Annotated in this window: 16 protein-coding genes; 7 read left to right on the top strand and 9 right to left on the bottom strand. The window is 59.6% G+C overall.

Features of this window, described 5'->3' with window-relative positions; genetic code table 11:
* Positions 1 to 79 precede the first annotated feature (79 nt).
* Genes BS627_RS16045 through BS627_RS16030 form a run of 4 tightly spaced genes read right to left on the bottom strand, consistent with a single transcriptional unit; the run spans position 80 to position 4800 of the window.
* Positions 80 to 856 (bottom strand): sugar phosphate isomerase/epimerase family protein, encoded by a 777-nt coding sequence (locus BS627_RS16045; RefSeq protein ID WP_077984185.1) that lies wholly within the window; start codon positions 854 to 856, stop codon positions 80 to 82.
* The gene (locus tag BS627_RS16040; protein ID WP_077984184.1) at positions 853 to 1869 is read right to left on the bottom strand and encodes a hydroxyacid dehydrogenase; all 1017 of its coding nucleotides are present in this window, start codon (positions 1867 to 1869) and stop codon (positions 853 to 855) included. Before BS627_RS16040 ends, BS627_RS16045 begins: the two co-directional genes overlap by 4 nt.
* A complete protein-coding gene (locus BS627_RS16035) occupies positions 1866 to 3743 on the bottom strand; it encodes a DUF2264 domain-containing protein (RefSeq protein WP_077984183.1) in 1878 nt (625 codons plus the stop codon). The genes BS627_RS16040 and BS627_RS16035 overlap by 4 nt, the downstream gene beginning before the upstream one ends.
* Positions 3736 to 4800, bottom strand: a complete 1065-nt coding sequence (locus tag BS627_RS16030; protein ID WP_077984182.1) for a LacI family DNA-binding transcriptional regulator — start codon at positions 4798 to 4800, stop codon at positions 3736 to 3738. Before BS627_RS16030 ends, BS627_RS16035 begins: the two co-directional genes overlap by 8 nt.
* 112 nt (positions 4801 to 4912) lie before the next feature.
* Between BS627_RS16030 and BS627_RS16025 the strand changes: the two genes are divergently transcribed.
* The 7 genes from BS627_RS16025 (at position 4913) to BS627_RS15995 (ending at position 13157) form a co-directional block, all read left to right on the top strand.
* Entirely contained in the window at positions 4913 to 6205 is a 1293-nt protein-coding gene (locus BS627_RS16025) for an ABC transporter substrate-binding protein (RefSeq protein WP_077984181.1), read from the top strand.
* Positions 6206 to 6387: 182 nt separating this feature from the next.
* On the top strand, positions 6388 to 7317 hold the full coding sequence (locus BS627_RS16020; protein ID WP_077984180.1) for an ArsR/SmtB family transcription factor: 930 nt from the start codon (positions 6388 to 6390) through the stop codon (positions 7315 to 7317).
* A 121-nt stretch (positions 7318 to 7438) separates the two neighbouring features.
* A complete protein-coding gene (arfA, locus tag BS627_RS16015; protein WP_077984179.1) occupies positions 7439 to 8950 on the top strand; it encodes an arabinosylfuranosidase ArfA in 1512 nt (503 codons plus the stop codon).
* 7 nt (positions 8951 to 8957) lie between these two features.
* The gene (locus BS627_RS16010) at positions 8958 to 10031 is read left to right on the top strand and encodes an ABC transporter ATP-binding protein (protein ID WP_077984178.1); all 1074 of its coding nucleotides are present in this window, start codon (positions 8958 to 8960) and stop codon (positions 10029 to 10031) included.
* Between the two features lie 75 nt (positions 10032 to 10106).
* Entirely contained in the window at positions 10107 to 11381 is a 1275-nt protein-coding gene (locus BS627_RS16005) for an extracellular solute-binding protein (protein ID WP_077984177.1), read from the top strand.
* A gap of 67 nt (positions 11382 to 11448) precedes the next feature.
* Positions 11449 to 12333 (top strand): carbohydrate ABC transporter permease, encoded by an 885-nt coding sequence (locus tag BS627_RS16000; protein ID WP_162520600.1) that lies wholly within the window; start codon positions 11449 to 11451, stop codon positions 12331 to 12333.
* A complete protein-coding gene (locus BS627_RS15995; protein ID WP_063949887.1) occupies positions 12330 to 13157 on the top strand; it encodes a carbohydrate ABC transporter permease in 828 nt (275 codons plus the stop codon). The genes BS627_RS16000 and BS627_RS15995 overlap by 4 nt, the downstream gene beginning before the upstream one ends.
* A 114-nt stretch (positions 13158 to 13271) precedes the next feature.
* On the opposite strand, the gene BS627_RS15990 is transcribed toward BS627_RS15995, so the two are convergent.
* The 5 genes from BS627_RS15990 to BS627_RS15970 all read right to left on the bottom strand — a co-directional run bounded on the left by BS627_RS15990 (position 13272) and on the right by BS627_RS15970 (position 18365).
* Positions 13272 to 14393, bottom strand: coding sequence for a sn-glycerol-3-phosphate import ATP-binding protein UgpC (locus BS627_RS15990; RefSeq protein ID WP_077984176.1), 1122 nt, complete (start codon positions 14391 to 14393; stop codon positions 13272 to 13274).
* A 31-nt stretch (positions 14394 to 14424) separates the two neighbouring features.
* Positions 14425 to 15309, bottom strand: a complete 885-nt coding sequence (locus BS627_RS15985; RefSeq protein WP_077984175.1) for an ABC transporter permease subunit — start codon at positions 15307 to 15309, stop codon at positions 14425 to 14427.
* 7 nt (positions 15310 to 15316) lie between these two features.
* Entirely contained in the window at positions 15317 to 16207 is an 891-nt protein-coding gene (locus BS627_RS15980; protein WP_077984174.1) for a carbohydrate ABC transporter permease, read from the bottom strand.
* An 81-nt stretch (positions 16208 to 16288) separates the two neighbouring features.
* Entirely contained in the window at positions 16289 to 17632 is a 1344-nt protein-coding gene (locus BS627_RS15975) for an extracellular solute-binding protein (RefSeq protein ID WP_077984173.1), read from the bottom strand.
* Between the two features lie 259 nt (positions 17633 to 17891).
* On the bottom strand, positions 17892 to 18365 hold the full coding sequence (locus tag BS627_RS15970; protein WP_077984172.1) for a VOC family protein: 474 nt from the start codon (positions 18363 to 18365) through the stop codon (positions 17892 to 17894).
* Positions 18366 to 18389 lie beyond the last annotated feature (24 nt).

Raw genomic sequence — 18389 nt, 5'->3', positions numbered from 1 at the left:
AACATAGTGCATAAATTTCACTATGTGAAGGGGGCAAAGAAGCATCTTCCTGACCAGTGGGCAGTCATAGGGCGGGGTTCTATGTTCTATAAAGAATGTCGCCGAGAACCGCCGCATCTTCCGCGAACTGCTCGATATCGTCACCCTTGACGAATTCCAGCATCGCGAAAGCCGTCTTCGTCCAGTCGCCTTCCGGCAATGCATCCACGCACGCCCGCCAATAATCCGCGCGTTCGTGAAGCGGCAGGCGGCTGGCGTCGGCGAGCCAGGCGAAGACGTGGAGATGGCAGATGCGGGAGCCGAGTGCGGATATTTCCGTGAGTGCGTCCTCCAGCGGCAGTCCGGGGGCGGGTTGCCAGTAAAAGAAGAGGTTGGGCATCGGCAAGTCCTGCATGAGTTGCAGGGCCGAGGGCAGGGTGTCCGTCAGTGAGTTGGGGTGATATTCGAGGCCGATTGTGATGCCATCGTCGTGCGCCCGGCGGGCGATTGTCGCCAGTGCTTCCGCCGCCGCGCGGCGTTCGCCAGGGGAGTAATCGGCAGACGGGCGTTTGCGGCTGCCGGGCCAGATACGGATATGGCCGGCACCGAGGGCCTTTGCGGTTTCGAGCACGGCAGCCACATCTTCCGGCGTAGAATCCGGCGCAAAGATATAGGAGCCGTAGGACGAGACGGAGAGGCCGGCCTCTGCCGTCCGCGCCGCCACATCCCTTGCATTTTCGAGATCGCCGGGCGGTACATGGATATCCGCACCCCATTCGATTGCCTTGATGCCGTTTGCGGCAGCAAGGTCGATGACGGCCTGTGGCGACAGGGAGCGGAAGGTGACGGAGCAGAGGCCCGGCTCGAAAAATCTCATGCGATCAGTTCCAGATGTTCCGGCCGCACCTGCTGTTGCAGGGGTGCCGCGCGGCAGAAGCGTTCGATTTCGGCAATGGCCATGTCACCGAGCCTTGCGCGTTCAAGGCCGGTGGCGCCGGCGATATGCGGCGTCAGGAACACGTTGGGCAGGCTGTAGAAGGGTGAATCCGGCGGCGGCACTTCCGGGTCGGTCACGTCGATGACGGCTTCGATGCGTCCGGTTTTCAGTTCGGCCAGAAGCGCGTCTTCATCCACCAGCGCGCCGCGCGCCGTATTGATCAGGGTCGCGCCGTCCTTCATGCGGGCAAGCGCTGCCGCGCCGATCATATGCTGTGTCTCCGGCAGGGAAGGCGCATGCAGGGAAATGACGTCGCTCACCGCCACCAGCTCCTCGAGCGAGACGAGACGCACGCCGAGCTTTTCCGCCTCCGCAACGCTTAGAAGCGGGTCGAAAAGGATAAGGTTGAGATCGAAGGGCTGCAACAGATTGATGACGCGACGTCCGATGCGTGAGGCGCCGACAATGCCGACCGTGAGGCCGAGATTGCCGATGGCCTGCGCCTGCAATCGTTCGACAGGGGCGCGATCTCGGTGCTCCAGATAGAGACGCCGGAAGCCGAAGCTACGCTTGCCGGCGAGCAGGATCATCGCCAGCGAAAATTCGGCGACCGGCTGCGCATTCGCCTCCGCCGCGCTGCACACGGTAACGCCACGATCGAACACCGCCTGGGACAGGAAATATTTGACCGTGCCGGCGGCATGGGAAATCAGCCTGAGGCACGGCATCAGCGCCAGCTCCCGCGCGCCGATATCCGGACAGCCCCAGCCGGTCAGAAGAATATCCGTCCGTGCCAGTTGCTCTTTAACTGCGGGATCGTGGAAATCGCAGATCCGCCTCGTATCGAGAATCTCGACGTTCTGCGACAGCCTGTCGAGCGCCTGCGGTGTCAGCACATGCTGGGTTCGCTCCGGGTCCATGGCAAGGCTGAGACGCGGAAGCGGGTTCGTCATTGCGGCTCTCCCGTTGCCGCCATGCTGCTGACCGAAACGCCCCGTTCGGCAAACAGGCGGTCGAGCGCCTCCATATCCGGAAAGACAGGTGGCGTCGCCAGCGCTTTTTCGCTTTCTGGCCCGGCCATCCCCGCAAAGACCGCGCAGGCAAGTAGGGTTTCGCCCGCCGGAATCTCGCCCCGCAATTGCGGCACCGTGGTCTTGGCGTTGACGAGATTGGTGTTGGGCAGCGCCTTCAGCGCCACGCCGCGGCGGGTTATGCTGGAGCCGAGATCGACAATGTCGGATATGTCCGTGCCGCAATCGGCAGTCGCCCGGCCCGACTCTTCGCGCACGGCGTCGCGGTCGCCGTCGTTGCGGTTGATAGCGAAGCCGCCTTCGGTCACCGAAAGGGGACGGGCGGAGGTGATCCGGTGCAGCCTTATATGCCAGTCGCCAGCCGCAATCAGCGTCGTTTCAACCGCCACATCCGGGAACGGCTTCCATGTCGCCCGCAGGCTTTCCCCGGCCAGCAGAACCTTTTCGTTGGTCTCGCGCACGCGGTAGTGCAGGCCGTCTTCGGAAAAGGCCAGCATGTTGTCGAAACCATTGGTCTTGAAACCACGCTCGTCCACTTCCACGCCGAAACCGTAACGCGAGGAATAGGCGAATTTGGCATATTTCTCCGGCCCGCCACGCATGGAAAGGTTTTCCTGGCCACTGGAAAGTGCCGTGACATTGCCGGCGGCCCGCATCAGCACCATGCCGGGATGAGCGAGCGGCTTTGGATTTGCGGATGTTTCAGGCTGTTTTTCCTGCGCCAGCCAGAAGGGGTGGCTTTCCGGCAGGGCCAGCGGCAGAAAGGCCTTGAAGGCCCAGTAGGGCGAGCCCGCCGAATTATAGCTTTCGGACATGGTGAGCTGCGGATAGGCGTAACCGATGGAGAGCACGCCGTCGCGGTCGGCAATCGGCTTTTTCGCCCACCAGCGCAGATGTTGCAGATAAAGCCCCTTGATTTCGCCCCAGGGCAGCGCCTCCTCATCGGCAAAGGCAAGGCCGGCCCAGAAGCCGCCGCAGGCGAAGCGATAGGTCATGGAGCGGCCGAAGGCGAGCGTGCCGCCATCCTCATCGAACCAGCTGGCGAAATCGCCGGCGAAGAGGCGCGCCCGCTCCCGGTAACGTGCGGCGTAGGCGTCGTCAGGCTTGCTGAGTTTCGAGTAGATCAGGCCGTAAAAATGCATGGCGAAGGCGATGTAATGGTCGATGCGGCGATAATTACCGTCACGATACCAGCCGTCGGCAATATAGAACTCGTCCAGTTCCTTCTGGAATGTCTCGGTCAGGCTGCGGTCGAATTCGATGCCGAGATGATCAAGCGCCATATCGACCATCACCCGGAAGAACTTCCAGTTATTATCGGCGTAATTGCGCTCGCGCGCCGCCAGCAGATAACGCCGCACATTGTCTTTCTGCGCGTCGGACAGCGGTTCCCACAGGTGCTGCGGCGCAAGCCGCAGCGCAAACCCGATTGCTGCAAGCTCCACCAGCCGCTGGTCCTTCTGGCGCACATCGCCCCAATATTCGGGATGGGAAGGATCGGTGCCGTTGGCAATTCCCTGTGCCAGAAGCGGCCAATGGTCGAATTGGTCGCCGCTCAGCGCAAGCGGTGCGATGCCCCAGAGCGGCCGAGCGAAACCTTCCAGATCGGCCGCCGCCCGGTCGAAATGCGCGGCGGCTCCGCTGAGCGTCACTCTTGCGCCGCCCGGCGAAAAATAGGGAAGAAGCGGTGCGAAACTGTCATCCAGCGCCCGTCGGACATCGGCGCGGCTTTTGAGCGGATTGCCATGCAGCGGATTGAATCTGGCCATGGTGGGCTTACTCATGGTGTCATGCATCGCGTGCTGCCTTTCTCGTCTTTTTCGCCTTTCCGGCCGTCTGTCCTTCCACCAGCTGCACGCCAAGCTGCACCTGACGGGCATTGGCGGAGGGTTCCGTCAGCCGGCGGCGCATCAGTTCCACCGCCTCACGGGCGATTTCTCGACGGTCGACGCGGATGGTGCTGAGACGGGGCGTGGAAAGTTCGGCAAAGGGCAGGTCGTCGAAGCCGATGATGGAAAGATCGTCCGGCACGGCGAGGCCAAGCTCCTGCGCTGCCCCGAGCGCCCCGAGCGCAATCGCGTCATTCATGCAGAAGATGCCGGTGAGTTCAGGGTTTTTGGCCAATAGCTGGCGAACTGCATCGCCTGCCTGTCCGAAGCCGCTATCCGCCGTCGAAAGCAGAAACTCCTCATAGGTCGTTCCCTCTCCCTCAAGAATCGTGTGGCGGAAGCCGCGCATACGCTCCCTTATGGTGTGGCGATGATGCGGGCCGATATAGGCGACCTTGCGGTGCCCGAGCTCCAGAAGCCGCCGCGCCGCCAGCGCCCCGCCGTAAAAATTGGAAGGCGAAACGCAGTCCAGCATCATCAAGGGATCGGCGCTGTTGACCAGAACCGGTTGCAGCACACCCTGCGTGATGCGGTGGATGATTTCATCCTCGGGATCGAGACCGATGGCGAGAAGACCGTCCACCTCGCAGACCCGCTGGGTCAGCGCATCATCCACCTGTTTCTGGTGCAAAAGCCGGATGTCGAGTTCGAAACCGTCCGTCTGGGCAAGGCTGCGCAGCATGTCGAAAATATCGTGATAAAAAGCGCCGATATCGCCGGTCGCCCTTTCGGCGGACATGAGGGCGAGGATTTTCTTGCCCTCCAGCGGCACGCCGCCGGTCTGGGTTGTGACCGGCCGCAAGGGATAACCAAGTTCCGCCGCCACCCCCAGAACCTTGGTCTGGATTGACGCGCTGATACCCTTTTCCCCTGCAAGAACGCGCGAGACGGTGCTGATGGAAACGCCGGCGCGCTGGGCGATATCCGACTGGCGCGGGCGGCTGATGTCGGGCGTATCGTTCATATCGTCTCCTGCGCTTGCAAAAAAATCTAATATGATGCAAATATTGCAAACTGAGAAAATTTGCAAGAATTTAAGTGGTAAATGAAAAATTTGCAAAACGCGGGAGGAGCAGATGCAAACTATCGACAGACGTGGATTTTTGGTAACGGCGGCGCTGGCCGGTCTCGGCGTGGCGGCGGGCGGTTTTCGGGCGGCCGCGGCCGAAACCCGGCTTCGCTGCGTATGGTGGGGATCTGCCGACCGCAGCAAGCGCACTAACGACGTGATCGCCCTTTACCAGAAGGCAAACCCGCAAACGGAGATCAGCGGCGAAATGATCGCCGGTTCCGATTACTGGACCAAGCTTGCGACATCGATGGCGGGGCGCAACGTCGCCGATATCTTCCAGCTCGAACCTTCCACCATTGCCGATTATTCCGGCCGTGGCGCCTGCATGGAGCTGGACCAGTTCGTCGGCAAGTCGCTCGATCTTTCCACCTTCGGCAAAAGCGAGGTCGATCTCTGCCGCATCGACGGCAAGCTTTACGGCGTCGGCCTCGGGCTGAATTCCTTCTGCATGATGTATGACGCCGACACGCTGAAGGAAGCCGGCGTTTCCGTGCCGCAGGACCAGATCACCTGGAAGGCGCTTGCGGAACTGGCGCGCGATTTCAAGAAGAACGGTCCGGCAAAACGGAACTACTGGGCCGTGCCCTATGGCGCGCGTTATCATTATGTTTTCGATGTCTGGCTGCGCCAGCGCGGCAAGCTGCTGTTTCAGGACGGCACCATCGGCTTCAACAAGGAAGACGCCAAGGAATGGTTCGCCTATTGGGAGGATTTGCGCGAGAACAAGCTTTGCGTTTCCGCCGACATTCAGACCCGTGACGACAATACCATCGAATCCAACGCCCTGACGCTCGGCAATTCGGCTATCGGCTTTGCCTATTCCAACCAGCTTGTCGGTTATCAGAAGCTCAATAAACAAACGCTGTCCATCGGCATGCTGCCGGGCGAGGGGCCGGGCAAACCGACAGGTCATTATTACCGGCCGGGACTCATCTGGTCCATTTCGTCCACCTCGACCAATGCGGAAGCGGCGGCGAAGTTCATCAACTTCTTTGTCAACGATCTGGAAGCCGGCAAGGCGCTCGGCGTCGAACGTGGCGTGCCGCCGGCCAAGGCCGTGCGCGAGGCCCTGTTGCCGACGCTCAATGAGACCGAGCGCAAGACGGTGGATTATATCGAAAGCCTGTCCGGAAAGACCGATGCCTATCCGGAACCCGCCCCGATCGGCGCCAACGAGTTCGACCGTGGCGTGATGCGCCCCATCGCCGATTCGCTCGCCTTCGGCCGCGCCAGCGTGGATGAAGCGGCGCAAAATCTCGTCGACACCGGCACGCGGACCCTGCGCAAGCGCGGCTGACGACGAAACGGGCGCCGCCACACGGTGTCGAGCCATGTGGCGGTGCTCTTTTTTGTGAAGCACCCGGGCTGAATGGCGCTTCATGCCTTTCAAAAGCGCCTGTATGACAAACAGCACTGGACAAGTGCATGGCATTTAAGCCAGAAATTCTGATCTGGATCGATAAATCTGAAGATTAGAATATGGCGCCCAATTTTCTCCTCGTTGATGCTGAAAAAGAATTCGATGTCCTGAAGGCGGCGGCGTCGCTGATCCGCGTGCAAATATTAAAGCTGCTGCATGAGGCGAGCGGCCTCAACGTCAACGAAATTGCACAGAGACTGGAACTCCCCCAGTCCACCGTTTCCGCCGGCGTGGCCGTTCTCGAGGAGGCGGGGCTTCTGCGAACCGAAACGCGCAAGGCGCGCAAGGGAAGTCAGAAAATCTGCTTCGCCACCTGTGACGAACTCATCGTTTCGTTCCGAAAACCCGAGGCGCCTGTCACATCAAATTACATCGCGGTCGCCATGCCGCTCGGTCTTTACACCCAAAGTTCGGTCACCGCGCCCTGCGGCATCTGCTCGCCGGAGGGAATTATCGGGCTGCTTGATGTGCCCGATACATTCATGGATCCAGACCGCATGAAGACGGCGCTTCTGTGGTTGACCTCCGGCTTCGTGGAATATCAATTTCCCAATAATGCCAAGATTCAGGGGCGGGAAGTCGAGGAAATCGAGTTTTCGATGGAGGTCAGCTCCGAAGTGCCCGGAACGCACAGCAACTGGCCGTCCGATATTACGCTATCCGTCAACGGCCAGGAAATCGGGGTGTGGACCTCACCCGGCGACTTCGGCGACAAGCGCGGCACGTTTACGCCGGACTGGTGGAAGCTCTCCGGTTCCCAATATGGCATGCTCAAGACCTGGCGCATCACCGAACAGGGAACCTATGTCGACGGAACCCGGATTTCGGATGTGACACTGACGGATATCGATCTGACCAGCCACCGTTCCATCCGCTTGCGCATCGAGGTCAAGGCCGATGCAAAACATCCGGGCGGGTTGAATATATTCGGCCGCGGCTTTGGCAATTACGATCAGGACATCATCCTGCGCCTGCGTACCGCGGGCTGAACCCTCAATTTTCAAAAGTATGATTTTCGCGGTTGACAGGCGCGGATTCCCTCGGCAACTATATTATCAAATATGGTTCATATCATATTTTAAGATATAAATGCGCAGGGAGGAGAGCCTTATGAAAGCGCGGGTTTCAGTCCACCGGGACTTCCGGATTGGGCGTATCGACGATCGTCTTTATTCCGCCTTCATCGAGCATATGGGGCGTGCGATCTATGGTGGGATTTATGAGCCCGGCCATCCGCAGGCGGATGCGAATGGCTTTCGCAAAGACGTCCTGAAATTCGTGCAGGACCTGAAAATTCCCGCGATCCGCTATCCCGGCGGCAACTTCGTGTCAGCTTATCGCTGGGAAGACGGCATCGGCCCGCGCGATCAGCGCCCCATCCGTCTCGACCTTGCTTGGCGTTCGAAGGAAACCAACCAGATCGGCATCAATGAATTTGCCGACTGGGCACAGATGGCCGGCATCGAGATGATGCTCGCCGTCAATCTCGGTTCCCGTGGGCTGGACGATGCCCGCAACTTCCTCGAATACGTGAACTTTCCAGGAGGCACGGCTCTCAGCGATCTGCGCCGCAGCCACGGCACTGAAAAGCCCCACGGTGTGAAAATGTGGTGCCTCGGCAACGAGATGGACGGCCCCTGGCAGATCGGCCACAAGACGGCTGTGGAATATGGCCGCCTCGCCAATGAAACCGCCAAGGCCTTCAAGGGCTTCGACCCGACGATTGAAGCGATTGTCTGCGGCAGTTCCAATGACGGCATGCCGACCTATCCCGAATGGGAGCGCGAGGTGCTGGAGGAGTGCTACGAGAATGTCGATCATATCTCGCTGCACAAATATTTCGGCAATAGCAGCCGCGACACGCTGAACTATTTCGGCAAGATCGAGGAAACCGGGCGCTATATCCAGACGATTGCCGGGGTCATCGATTACGTGAAGGCGAAGAAACGCGCCAAGAACGATGTTTCCATCTGCTTCGATGAATGGAACGTCTGGTATCACATCCGCGAAGAAGACGGCAAACGCATCAAGAGCTGGGACTGGCCGGAAGCGCCCGCACTTCTGGAGGAAACTTACAACTTCGAGGATGCGCTGTTCGTCGCCGGTCTGCTCAACGAGTTCATCCGCCGTTCGGACCGGGTGCGCATCGCCTGCATCGCCCAGCTCGTCAATGTCATCGCCCCCATCCGGGCGGAAAAGAACGGCCCGGCCTGGCGGCAGACGATCTATTATCCCTATCAGTTCGCCTCGCTTTATGGCCGTGGTGTCGCGCTGAACATCGCCGTCGATTGCCCGACTTACGATTGCAACGCGGCCGATGACGTCAAATATCTCGATGTTGCCGGGGTTTATGACGAAGCGGAAGGTGTGGTGACGCTGTTCGTGCTCAACCGACATCTGACAGAAGCGGCGGAGATCGATGTCAACTTCACCGGCTATTCATCCGCCACGCTCAGCCTGCATCTGGCCATGGCGGGATACGATTTGCGTGTCGGCAACGGGCCGGACCAGCCGGATCGCGTCGCGCCGGTGCCGGGCAGTGGCGTCGCCGTGGAGGACGGGGCATTGAAGGGTTCTGTGCCAGCGCTGTCCTATCACGTGCTTCGGCTGAAGGTTCAGTGAGGCGACCATGGGTGTCCGTCTCAACAATGTCGCCAAGTCCTTCGGATCCTTCGCGGCGATCCGGGATGTTTCGATGGAAATTCCAGCCGGCAGCTTTGCGGTCTTCGTGGGGCCTTCCGGCTGCGGAAAATCGACCCTGTTGCGCATGATCGCAGGCCTTGAGGAAACCAGCGGCGGGCGCATCGCCATCGATGAGCGTGATGTCACCGCAGTCGAACCGGCGGATCGCGGCGTTGCGATGGTGTTCCAGAACTATGCGCTCTATCCGCATCTGACGGTGTTCGAGAACATGGCGTTCAGCCTGCGTCTTGCACGCCGGCCGAAGGCGGAGGTGACGGAGAGGGTGGGCGAGGCCGCGCGCGTCCTCCAGCTCGAGGAGCATCTGCACAAACGGCCCTCGCAGCTTTCCGGCGGGCAGAGGCAGCGCGTGGCCATCGGCCGCGCCATTGTCCGGCAGCCGAAGGTATTCCTGTTCGATGAACCGCTGTCCAATCTGGACGCCGAACTGCGTGTGCAGATGCGGCTGGAACTGACCCGGCTTCACCGCAAGCTGGGCGCGACGATGATCTATGTCACGCATGACCAGGTGGAGGCCATGACGCTTGCGGACAGGATTTTCGTGCTGAAGGGCGGCGTCGTGCAGCAGGCGGGTGCGCCGCTCACCCTTTATGACGATCCGGACAACCGGTTCGTCGCGGGCTTCATCGGCTCACCGGCGATGAACTTCCTGCAGGCGCAGATTGTCGAACAGCGAAACGGCGTCGTGACGCTTTCGCTCGATGGCGGCGAGAGACATCTCGAAGCACGGCTTCTGCAGCCTGTTTCCGCCGGCCAGCGGGTCGAGATCGGCGTTCGGCCCGAGCATCTGACGATAACGCAGGAGGGCGCCTTGCCCGTCAATGTCGAGGTGGCGGAGGAGCTGGGGGATGTTTCCTATCTCTACACCCGCGCGCCCTCGGGCAAGGAAATCATCGTGCAGCGGCAGGGCTCACGCGAGAGTCTCGATGGCCGGTCCGTGTCGCTCAGCGCTTCGCCCGAACACATTCTGGTGTTCGACAGCGACGGCAAGAGATTGCGATAGGCGCGAGGAGGCGCCTTTCGATTGAGCAGACCGCCTCTTCAAGGGGTGTTTCCACATAAATGGGAGGAGTGAACGATGAGACTGATCAAGACATTGCTTGTTGGCACGGTTCTGGGTTTGACCGCCCTGCCGGCGCTGGCCAAACAGGATATCGTCTGGTGGGACTTTCTGTCCGGCGGCGATGGCGTGCGCATGAAGGCGTTGATCGATGCCTTCAACAAGGAGCACCCGGATATTCAGGTCAAGGGAACGACACTGGAGTGGGGCGTGCCCTTTTATACCAAGGTGCGAACCGCCTCAGCCGTCGGCGAGGGCCCTGACGTCATGACCTATCACCTGTCCCGCGCGCCCCTGGCGCTGCAGGAAAAGGTGCTGAGCGAAATCACCGACAAGGACCTTGAAGATGCTGGCCTGAAGAAAGACGATTTCTTCAGCGCTCCGCTTGAGGCGGCGACCCATGACGGCAAGCTTTATGCCGTGCCTTTCGATATTCACGCGCTTATTCTTTACTACAATGCCGATCTTCTCAAAGGCTCGCCCTATATCGATGCCGAGGGCAAGCTGACCGGCATCAAGACGATGGATGACTTTGAGAAGGCGTTGGCCTGGGCGAAGGAGAAAGGCGTCGAGACACCGGTGACCTACCAGTCCGGCGGAGAAGCCGGGGTCTGGCGTGTCTTCTATACGTTGTTCTCGCAACAGGGCGGCGAACTCGTCACCAATGGCGAGGTTCTGGCCGGCGACAATGCCGAAAAGGCCGCCAAGGCGATCGATACCATGTCGAAATGGCGCGAAAACGGCTGGGCGCCCGAGCAGGCGGAATATCCAGCTTCCGTCGCGCTGTTCTCTGCCGGAAAATCCGCCTTCCAGCTGAACGGCGTCTGGGAAGTGCCCACCTACAAGGATCTGGAGAAAAACGGCAAGCTGGGCTTCAAATGGAGCGCTGTTGAAGTTCCACCGTTCATGGGCAAACGCGCCACCTGGGCGGATTCGCACGCTTTTGCCATTCCCAACCAGGGTGACAAGACCATTTCCGGCGAGAAGCGCGCAGCCGTCATGAAAGTGATCGGCTGGATGGAAAAACACGCCATCAGCTGGGCCGATGCCGGCCATATCCCGGCCTATAAATCGATCACCGAAGGCAGCGACTACAAGGCGATGCAGCCGAATGCGACCTATGCGTCGCTTGCGGAAGCAGCTGTGTTCGATCCGAAAACGACGATCACCGGCGTTGCCTCACCCGCCTATGATGCGGCGCTCAACGTCATCGCGCCGGCCATTCAGGGCTTCATGAGTGGCACGGATGCGGTGGCACAGATCAAGGAAGAGCTGCAAAGCAAGCTGAAGTGACAGGAAACCAGCCCTCCGGTCTATGGCCGGAGGGTGCCTGCAATGCATGAGGTCCCGGAGATATCCCATGGCTATGATTGAAAACCGGCGCAAGAAATCGCTGATCGCGCTGTCGATGGTGACGCCGTTCATCGTGGTCTTCGTCACCTTCTTCCTTTATCCTTTGATCGAGATGGTGCGCATCAGTTTTACCAATGCGCCGCTGATTGGCGACGGTGACTGGGTAGGGCTGGCCAACTACACCAAGTTGCTGAGTGACAAGCTTTTCGTCACCTCCCTCAAGAATAACGGCTATTTCGTGCTTCTGACTGTCGTGCCGACCACAGTTATCGCCCTGATGATCGCTCTTGCCGTCAGCCGCCTCTCGGGTGTCAAGCAGACGATCGCAATGAGCCTGTTCTTCCTGCCCTATGTGCTGCCGGTGTCTGTCGTCACTGAAATCTGGGCATGGATGCTCGATCTGCAGTTCGGTATTCTCCAACCGGTGATTTCGCTGATTGCCGGAAAGCCGGTCGCGGTATTCAAGAACCCATATTGGGTGATGCCCATGGTCGCCGTCGTCACCATCTGGTGGACGAATGGCTTCAACGTGTTGCTGTTCATCGCGGGCCTTCGCAATATTCCGGCCGAGCTTTATGAGGCTGCCTCGCTGGACGGTGCAACGACGTGGCAACGCTTCTGGCGCGTCACCTGGCCGCTGTTGTGGCCGGTGACAGCTCTCGTGCTCACTCTGCAACTGATCCTGCAACTGAAGATATTCGACCAGATTTATCTGCTCAGCGGCGGCGGACCCTTCAATTCCAGCTTCGTGCTGCTTCTCAAGGTCTATCGTGAAGCCTTCCAGCTCAACAATGGCGGTTACGCCTCCGCTGTCGCTACCGTGCTGTTCCTGCTGATCATGATCGTTTCCATTCTCCAGTTCCAGCTGCTGCGCATCCGGAGGAACTCATGAGCCTCACAAGAAGACTAGAAAACATTATCCTGACCGTGCTGACCTTTTCGGCCGCACTGGTCTGGATTTTCCCGCTCTACTGGACGTTCGTGACGTCCATCCGTTCGGATGAGAATGTTGCCGGCAACACATCATTGATCCCCGATGAATTCCGGCTGAGCGCTTATGTCAGCGCCATCTTCAACACGAAATTGATGAACTGGTACATCAACTCCGTTGGCACGGCGGCCATCGTCACCGTGTCGGTGCTGCTGATCTCGATGTTATGTGCTTATGCCCTGTCGCAGATACGTTTTCCGGGCCGGCGGCTGCTTTATGGCATCGTGCTGGCCAGTTTCATGGTGCCGGCGCAGACGCTGGTCGTCACGCAATTTATCCTGATGAAGAACCTTAACCTTATCAACACCTGGGCGGGCATCATCCTGCCGCAGCTCATCACGCCCATCGTCATCATTGTCTACAAGCAGTTCTTCGACAGCGTGCCGAAGGAGATGCGCGAGGCGGTGGTTCTGGATGGCGGCGGCGAATATACCATTCTTTTTAAGGTCTATCTGCCGCTTAACTGGGGCATCACCACCGCTATGGCGATTGTGACGTTCATCACGGTGTGGAACGCCTTCTTCTGGCCCTTCCTCGTCGTCACCTCGGAAAACATGATGACCATCCCTGTTGGCATCACCCAGGTCAACGACACTTTCGGGGTCGCCTATGCGCGGCTGATGGCCATCGCCATGCTGGCGGCGCTGCCGGTCATCATCGCCTATGTCATCTTCCAGCGGCGCGTAACGGAAGCGATCATGATTTCGTCAGGCGTAAAAGGGTGACGGCCGGACCCGTCGCATGATGCGACGCGCCTGCCAAACAGGCTTGATCTTAGTTGCGGGTCCGGCGCGGAGAGAGAATATTCCAAACCGTGCCGGACATGTCTCGCAGAAGGTTCAAACCGCGAGCAGCTTCTCGTTTATGCTTCGGGGGGTCTCCGCCATACCTTCCGCTTCGATCCGTTTGCCGGTGGCCGGATCGAAAAAATGAAGATGGGCGGGTGGAAGATCGAGATGGATGCGCTGGCCGGGTTTTACGGAAAGGTCCTCACCGATGGCGGCGGAAAAGGTCTCGCCTGCGATATCGGCATGCACGATGCGGCCCGAGCCCAATTCTTCGACGAAATCAACAACCGCCGGTACGCCGGCGCCATCCGTGCTGACCACGCACTGCTCCGGGCGGATACCGACCGTGACGTCGCGACCGCGCAGTTCCAGCGCGATTTCGGGGAATAGTTTCACCGGCGCGCCATTCAGCATCACGGCGGGGGATTCCACCTCCACCCTTGTGCTAAACAGGTTCATGGCCGGCGAGCCGATGAAGGACGCTACGAAGGTGCTGGCCGGGCGGTGATAGATATCCAGCGGATGGCCGACCTGCTCGACATTGCCCTTGTTCATCACGACCAGCCGGTCGGCCAGCGTCATGGCCTCCACCTGATCATGAGTGACGAAGATGGAGGTGGCGGAGAGGCGCTGGTGCAGCTTGCGGATTTCCGCGCGCATGGTCACGCGCAGCTTGGCGTCGAGGTTGGAGAGCGGCTCGTCGAACAGAAACACCGCAGGTTCGCGGATGATGGCGCGGGCCATGGCGACGCGCTGGCGCTGGCCGCCGGAAAGGGCTGCCGGCTTGCGCTCCAGATAATCGGAAAGGCCGACGATCTTTGCTGTCTCCTCAATGCGGCGCTGGCGTTCGGCTTTTGCAACGCCGGCGACTTTCAGCGCATAGCCGATATTACCGGCAACTGACATATGCGGATAAAGCGCGTAGTTCTGAAACACCATGGCGCACCCGCGCTCACGCGGTTCCAGCATGTTGACCACACGCCCGCCAATGGCGATCTCGCCGGAGGTGATATCCTCCAGACCGGCGATCATGCGCAGAAGCGTGGATTTGCCGCAGCCCGAGGGGCCGAGGATGACGACGAATTCGCCGGAACCGAAAGAGAGGTCCACGCCGTGCAGGGTAGGCGTTTTGCCATAGGATTTGCGGACCTGACGGATATCGATCTGAGCCATGATTATAAAACCTTTGTTGAAAGCCGCGCTGTCACTTGTCGGACGAGACGAGACCGCGGACGAACCAGCGTTGCAGGAAGGCCACGACGAGGAGCGGCGGCAGGATGATGATGAGGGAACCGGCCAGCGTGACGTTCCAGTCCGGCGTGCCGTCATCGGCGGGCAGAAGCGCGCGCAGCGACATCATCACCGTCTTGTAGGACGGGTCGGTGATCATCAGCAGCGGCCACAGATACTGGTTCCAGGCATAAACGAACATGATGGTGGTGAGCGCCAGCATGTTGGTGCGCGACAGTGGCAGCAGCATATCCACAAAGAAACGTGCCGCACCCGAACCGTCCATGCGCGCGGCTTCCGCCAGTTCGTCCGGGATCGTCATGAAGAACTGCCGGTAAAGAAAGGTGCCGGTGGCGGTGGCGATCAGCGGAAGGGTGAGGCCGGCATAGGAGTTCAGCAGGTTCCATTCGAGGGTGATCTCGATGCCGAACAGGCCGAGGACCGAGCGGAACGGCTGGAAAACATCGGCGGCGACCGAATAGGTTGGCACCACGCGCACTTCGAGCGGCAGCATAAGGGTGATGAACACCGTCCAGAAGAACAGATGCCTGAGCGGCGAGCGGAAGAATACGATGGCAAAGGCGGTGAAGGCCGAAAGGGCCACCTTGCCGATGGTCACCAGCGTCGCCATGATCATGCTGTTGAGGAGGGCATTGCCGAGATTGGCGCGTTGCCATGCCGCCTGTGCATTTGTGAAGAATTCGCCCTGCGGCATGAAGTTGAAGGGGACGCTGTTGACCTGCTGGACCGACTGGCTGGCGCCGGAAATGACGACGATGAAGGGGCCGATGAGCAAGAAGAAACCGGCCACCATGATCGCATAGGTCAGGGCGTCGGCATAGGGTGTGCGCTGGATCATCGCCGCCTCACTTGTAATGGACTTGCCGCTCGACGAAGCGGAACTGGATGAAGGTGAAGACCATGATGAGGCCGATGAGGACGAGGCTCTGCGCCGAGGCGCCGGAATAGTTCAGTCCCTCGAAGGCCTCGCTGACGATGCGGTAGACCATCACTTCGGTGGCGTGGTTGGGGCCGCCCTCCGTGGTGGAGGCGACGATGCCGAACGTATCGGCGCCAACGAAACCTTCGGTCATCATGATGACGGTGAGAAAGAACAGGGTCGGGGCCAGAAGCGGGACCTGAATGTCGATGGCGCGGCGAACGGGCCCGGAGCCGTCCATGGCGGCGGCCTCCGTCAGCGAACGCGGCACGGATTGCAGGCCGGCGAACAGGAAGATGAAGGTGTAGCCCGCCCATTTCCAGATGAAGATGACGATGACAAGGATGAGCGCGTGCTCGCCGTATTTTGCAGGGTTCCAGATATCGGGCCACCAGGAATTCAGCGATGCGGCGATGCCGCGTTCCGGCGACAGGATGAAGCGGAAGGCCATGCCGGCGGCGGGACCGGCAATCGCGTAGGGCAGGATATAAAGCACCCGGAAAAAGCCGGAGCCGGGAAGCTGGCGATCGACCGCAAGGGCGAGCACAAGGCCGATGAGGATCGCGAAAAACGGCCCGGCCACCGCAAATATCAGGCTGGTGAGGATCGATTGCCAATAAAGCGGATCGCCGAAGGTTTCGATGAAATTGGCTAAACCGACGAATTCCGCCTGGCCGCCGAAAGGCGGCTCCAGGGTGAATGCCCAGTTCAGCACCGCCGCAACCGGCCAATAGAAGAACAAGAGGATGAGCAGGAACTGCGGCAGGGCGAAGAGCACAGGCAGCCATGTGCTTTTGAAGACGGTACGCTTTTCCATTGGAAACCGGCAGGGTTCGAGAATTCGGCGGGCCTGCCCGAACCATGTCCGGACAGGCCTTTGACGGCGATGAAAGCGGGCTTAGTTCAGCTTGGCGCCTTCATAGGTCTTTTCGAAGCGGCGCAGGCCGGTATTGGCGCGCTCGACGGCCTTGTCGAGTTCAGCCTGGATATCCGCGTTCTGCATGAAGATGGCTTCGAGCGAGGTGGCGACTTCCTTGCGGATCTGCGTGAAACCGCCGAGGCGGATGCCGCGGGTATAGTCGGAAGGCGGCGTGAACGTCAGGCTTTCGATGGCCTTTTCGCGGCCCTTATAGGGAGCCTTGTCGTAAAAACCGTTGGCCTTCATGGCGTCGAAGCCGGTCTTGGTGACCGGAATGTAACCGGTGACCGTCGACCACCATTCAACCATATCAGGCTGGGCGATGAAGTTCAGGAATGCGGCCGCACCCTTGTATTCGGCGTCCGGACGACCGGCCATGACCCATAGCGAAGCGCCGCCCACCAGCGAGTTGTGACGCTCCGTGCCCTTCCAGATCGGCAGCATGGCGACGTCCCACTTCACGCCTTCCGGCATGGATTTGCCAACGGTGCCGTGGTTGGCGATGGAAGTCATGAACATCTGGCAGGTCTGGGAGGTGAAGGCCGGCAGGATATCCATGCCGAGCTGCTTGGTCTTGACGACGAACAGCTTCTCGTCCTGCATCTTCTTGAAGAATTTCACGTGGTCGACGAACTTGGTCTTGTTGATCGCAAGTTCCGCGTCCAGACCCTGATAACCGTTGGCCTTGGTGGCGATCGGCTGGTTGTGGATGGCGGAGAATTGCTCCATCAGCATCCATGTGTCGAAGTTAAACGCGAGCGGGCATTCGAAACCGGCGGCTTTCAGCTTCTTGGAAGCTTCTTCGACCTGTTCCCATGTGTCGGGCTTGAAGGTGATGCCGGCTTTTTCGAAAGCATCGACGTTGTAATAGAACATCGCGGTCGAAGAATTATAGGGGAAGGAATTCAGCTCGCCTGCGGCCGTGGCGTAATAATTGGCGATGCCGGGGAAGTAATTGTCCCAGTCGATCTTGTAACCATTGTCAGCCATCAGCTTCTTGGCTGGAACGAAAGCCTTGGACAGCATCATGTCCAGCGTGCCGGCGTCATAAATCTGGGTGATGGCGGGCTGCTTCTTGGCACGATACGCGGCAATGGTGTTCTGCAGGGTGGATTCGTAATCGTTTTGCGAGGTGCAGACGATCTCGAATTCGGTCTGGGATTCGTTGAACTTCTTGCAGGTTTCCTGCACGCGGTCGCCGAGATCGCCGGAAAGACCGTACCAGAATTCGAACTTGGTCTTTTCTGCCTGGGCGGCCGTGGCGCCGAAGGCGGCGGCGATGGCGACGCCGGCCACGAAGGAAGTCAGAGCGGAAGATTTCATGAGTTAGCCCCGTTGATGGAATGATGGCCTGCTCGGCAAGGACCTCATGTCCCCGGCACGTAGCCACGGGCTCTGCTAACAGTCGTATTTAACGGATCGCTTACATTTTGTTGAACGTTTTATGATGACTGGCCGCGCAGTGTATTCTGCGCGGCGAAAAAAGCGCGACAAATGCGGAAAATCGGAATGTAACCTTGTTTATCAAGCGCTTACTGTTTCCGGATTGCGTCGCTACTTACTGCTGAACAGCTTTTTCCAGTCAACCGCGACGTGCAGCCTCGATGGCGGCGACGTCGATTTTCTTCATGTCCATCATCGCGTCGAAGGCGTGTTTGGCCTCCGCGCCGCCGGCGGCCATGGCCTCCATCAGCACGCGCGGCGTGATCTGCCAGGAAACGCCCCATCTATCCTTGCACCAGCCGCAGGCGCTTTCCTCACCGCCATTGCCGACGATGGCGTTCCAGTAACGGTCGGTTTCTTCCTGGTCTTCGGTCGATATCTGGAAGGAGAAAGCCTCGCTCTGCTTGAAGACCGGTCCGCCATTGAGGCCGATGGAGGGGATGCCTGCAACGGTGAACTGCACCGTCAGCACGTCTCCCTTTTTACCGGAGGGATAGTCGCTCGGCGCATGGTGAACACCGGTTACCGCGCTATCCGGAAAGGTTTCGGCGTAAAATCTGGCCGCGGCCTCGGCATCCTTGTCGTACCAGATACAGATCGTGTTCTTTTCCATCTGTGTGTTCCTCCCAAGTTGGAA

It is taken from the genome of Agrobacterium salinitolerans (genome assembly GCF_002008225.1).
Lineage (GTDB): Bacteria > Pseudomonadota > Alphaproteobacteria > Rhizobiales > Rhizobiaceae > Agrobacterium > Agrobacterium salinitolerans.
The sequence above is the reverse complement of the archived record's forward strand: the minus strand, read 5'-3'. Positions and strand labels throughout refer to the sequence as shown.

What these genes read in the sequence shown, in the direction of transcription:
- BS627_RS16010 (WP_077984178.1), top strand. Translation starts at nt 8,958, where the DNA reads ATGGGTGTCCGTCTCAACAATGTCGCCAAGTCCTTCGGATCCTTCGCG.
- BS627_RS15980 (WP_077984174.1), bottom strand. Translation starts at nt 16,207, where the DNA reads ATGGAAAAGCGTACCGTCTTCAAAAGCACATGGCTGCCTGTGCTCTTC.
- BS627_RS15985 (WP_077984175.1), bottom strand. Translation starts at nt 15,309, where the DNA reads ATGATCCAGCGCACACCCTATGCCGACGCCCTGACCTATGCGATCATG.
- BS627_RS15970 (WP_077984172.1), bottom strand. Translation starts at nt 18,365, where the DNA reads ATGGAAAAGAACACGATCTGTATCTGGTACGACAAGGATGCCGAGGCC.
- BS627_RS16005 (WP_077984177.1), top strand. Translation starts at nt 10,107, where the DNA reads ATGAGACTGATCAAGACATTGCTTGTTGGCACGGTTCTGGGTTTGACC.
- BS627_RS16035 (WP_077984183.1), bottom strand. Translation starts at nt 3,743, where the DNA reads ATGCATGACACCATGAGTAAGCCCACCATGGCCAGATTCAATCCGCTG.
- BS627_RS16020 (WP_077984180.1), top strand. Translation starts at nt 6,388, where the DNA reads ATGGCGCCCAATTTTCTCCTCGTTGATGCTGAAAAAGAATTCGATGTC.
- BS627_RS16030 (WP_077984182.1), bottom strand. Translation starts at nt 4,800, where the DNA reads ATGAACGATACGCCCGACATCAGCCGCCCGCGCCAGTCGGATATCGCC.
- BS627_RS16025 (WP_077984181.1), top strand. Translation starts at nt 4,913, where the DNA reads ATGCAAACTATCGACAGACGTGGATTTTTGGTAACGGCGGCGCTGGCC.
- BS627_RS15995 (WP_063949887.1), top strand. Translation starts at nt 12,330, where the DNA reads ATGAGCCTCACAAGAAGACTAGAAAACATTATCCTGACCGTGCTGACC.
- BS627_RS15975 (WP_077984173.1), bottom strand. Translation starts at nt 17,632, where the DNA reads ATGAAATCTTCCGCTCTGACTTCCTTCGTGGCCGGCGTCGCCATCGCC.
- arfA (WP_077984179.1), top strand. Translation starts at nt 7,439, where the DNA reads ATGAAAGCGCGGGTTTCAGTCCACCGGGACTTCCGGATTGGGCGTATC.
- BS627_RS16040 (WP_077984184.1), bottom strand. Translation starts at nt 1,869, where the DNA reads ATGACGAACCCGCTTCCGCGTCTCAGCCTTGCCATGGACCCGGAGCGA.
- BS627_RS16000 (WP_162520600.1), top strand. Translation starts at nt 11,449, where the DNA reads ATGGCTATGATTGAAAACCGGCGCAAGAAATCGCTGATCGCGCTGTCG.
- BS627_RS16045 (WP_077984185.1), bottom strand. Translation starts at nt 856, where the DNA reads ATGAGATTTTTCGAGCCGGGCCTCTGCTCCGTCACCTTCCGCTCCCTG.
- BS627_RS15990 (WP_077984176.1), bottom strand. Translation starts at nt 14,393, where the DNA reads ATGGCTCAGATCGATATCCGTCAGGTCCGCAAATCCTATGGCAAAACG.